Below are 2,281 nucleotides of genomic sequence, written 5' to 3' on the forward strand. Positions count from 1 at the left end.
CGCAGGCGAGCCTCGCGACGACCCCCCCCGCGATCATAGGGGGGTTCACCGCGACCCCGGCGCCCCAGCGGACGCCCGCCGCCCCCCCCCCGGGGTGGCGGGGTGGCGGGGCGACGGGCGTAACCGGCCCGTCACCCCGGGCGGCTGGGAACCATCAAACGCCTGCGGCGCGGGTAGGGGCAGGCCGATCCTGTAGGCAGAAGCTAGGCAGTTCACTAGGCTGTCCGGCCCTCACCAACGGCACCGCAGAGACGGGCCGGCCGATGAGAACGTGGCGTGATCCGCTGGCCCGACGGGGATGTCCGTGATGCCCTGCGCGGTGTCTTCGGCGTGGCCACGAACGCAGAGCTGGGACTGTTCCCGAAGCGGACCCGGCGGGACCGTGAGGAGGTGAGTGAGTCGAAGCGCCGTGACTTCTTGGCCGTCTCCCTCGCCTCGATCCTGCCCGATGTGCTGCCGTCTCCATCTTCTCTGGGGATGAAGGACATTGACGATATTGCAGAGCGGACCTTCGCTCTGGAGGAGTGGGACCGGCGAAGCGGCGGTCTTGCCACTCGCCATCTGGCCTTCGGTGAACTGCGAAGCGCTGTCGATCTCACCAAGTCGTCGATGGGACCGCGTGTCCGCGACCGGCTGTGCGGCCAGATCGCCAATCTCGCCGACCTTGCAGCGTGGTCGGCGTTCGACGCGGGCCAGAGCTCACCTGCACGCAGCACGTTCGGGCTCGGCATCAAGGCGGCCCAGGAGGCCGGCGACGATGGGCTCCTGTGTCATGTCGCAACCGGCCTCGCCCGCCAGGAGATTGCCGAGCGTAAGTCCGGAGAGGCTGTCGCCCTGGCCGACATGGCCATGGGCAACGTGCCCTTGTCGGCGCTCGCGATGATCGCGGCGGTCAAGGCCCAGGCGCACGCCATCCAAGGCGACGAACCCGAGGTGATGCGGCAGATCGCCCTCGCGGAGTCGATCTACAGCCGCGTGAGTGATCTCCGCAGCGAGCCTCGCTGGATGTGGTACTTCACCGAACACAAGCTGCACGGCGAGACCGGCCACGCCCTCTACCTGCTCGCGGCGGTCAAGGGAAAGCCTGTCTCCGATCTGGTGTCCCGGCTTCGCCGAGCCGTGGACTCCCAGACCTCCAACCGGGCCCGCTCGAAGGCGATCGACACCGCCCAACTGGCCACAGTGCTCTACCGTCAGGGCGCCCGGGAAGAAGCCGAGCACTACGCCCACACAGCCACCGACCTTTCCGCCGTCGTCCGCTCCGCACGACTGGACGCCGCACTGGCCGAGATGAGGAGAGCACAGGCATGACGATCGAAGACGTGATCAAGGAAGCTGCGGCTCGGGGAGTCACGGGGCTCCCGGAGCCTTCCCGGCTCACCCACGTCCGGGTGTGGCCGGGTGCGTCGCAGTGGGTCGGCGAGGTCGGCGAGCCGCCCCACAATGAGACCGTGGGGGATGGCATGTTCAACACCAAGGGCGAGGCTCAGGAAGCCGCATTGAAGGCCGTCACTGATGGTCGAGCCCTGCTGATCGCCCTGCTCCCGGCGGATCTCGCAGCGACGGCCGCAGAGTGGCCGGAGCCGACCGTGAATGCTTGGGACGCCTGACAGCCAAATGGTTCCTGGCCCGAGAAGTGATCAATCGGGCCTCCTGCGGTCAGGGTGGCTCGGCATTGGCGCTGCGGGAGACCTGCCCTGCCTGTTGTCGGCGTGGGTGGTCATCGAGGCGTCGAGCGGGACTGCCGACCCGGAGTGAATGGTTAATCCCGGTGCAAGATTTCAAGGCCTTCTCGTCGCCTGCGTAGGAAGTCGGTCTGGCCGACTTCCTACGCAGAGATGGTTGGAAGTTCCGTTGCCGCTTTGGCATCACCGAAGCGGCAACGGGAGTGACTCGATTTTGCGATTTTCGGCGAGCTTCCCCTGGGCTTTCCTATATTTTGGGCGGGCCGGCCGTGCCGCGGCCGACCCGCCCGAACCCTGTTGTCTTGGATGGATGGGTGTTCTGATCTATTCCAAGGCCCTGTGGTTTAATTTCGCCCCGTCTGAGATTTTTGGCGGCGTTCTCCCTCCTCCTCCTTCTCCTCTTACACGGCTCGCTAGATGACTTTATGAGTGGAGTGAGAGGTGTCGAATAATGCCGTTGCCGCTTCGGTGATGCCGAAGCGGAAACGGGTGGCAGGAGTTGGGCGGAAGCTGTTTATTGGCTTTGGTTTCGGTGGCCCCGGCTAATCTTTGGCCGGGGTCACCGTCGCCACTGTAGCTGAGTCTTATACACAACT

At 65.7% G+C, this 2,281-nt stretch carries 2 protein-coding genes; both read left to right on the forward strand.

The annotated features are described in order from the left end of the window. Nucleotides 1-276: 276 nt before the first annotated feature. Nucleotides 277-1,311 (forward strand): hypothetical protein, encoded by a 1,035-nt coding sequence (locus ACFWXO_RS32310; protein WP_380528318.1) that lies wholly within the window; start codon nt 277-279, stop codon nt 1,309-1,311. Beyond that, complete coding sequence (locus ACFWXO_RS32315) at nt 1,308-1,610, forward strand: hypothetical protein (RefSeq protein ID WP_380528320.1); 303 nt, start codon at nt 1,308-1,310, stop codon at nt 1,608-1,610. The genes ACFWXO_RS32310 and ACFWXO_RS32315 overlap by 4 nt, the downstream gene beginning before the upstream one ends. Nucleotides 1,611-2,281 lie beyond the last annotated feature (671 nt).

Source organism: Kitasatospora sp. NPDC059088, from assembly GCF_042738155.1.
Classification (GTDB): Bacteria; Actinomycetota; Actinomycetes; order Streptomycetales; family Streptomycetaceae; genus Kitasatospora.

What these genes read in the sequence shown, in the direction of transcription:
- ACFWXO_RS32315 (WP_380528320.1), top strand. Translation starts at nt 1,308, where the DNA reads ATGACGATCGAAGACGTGATCAAGGAAGCTGCGGCTCGGGGAGTCACG.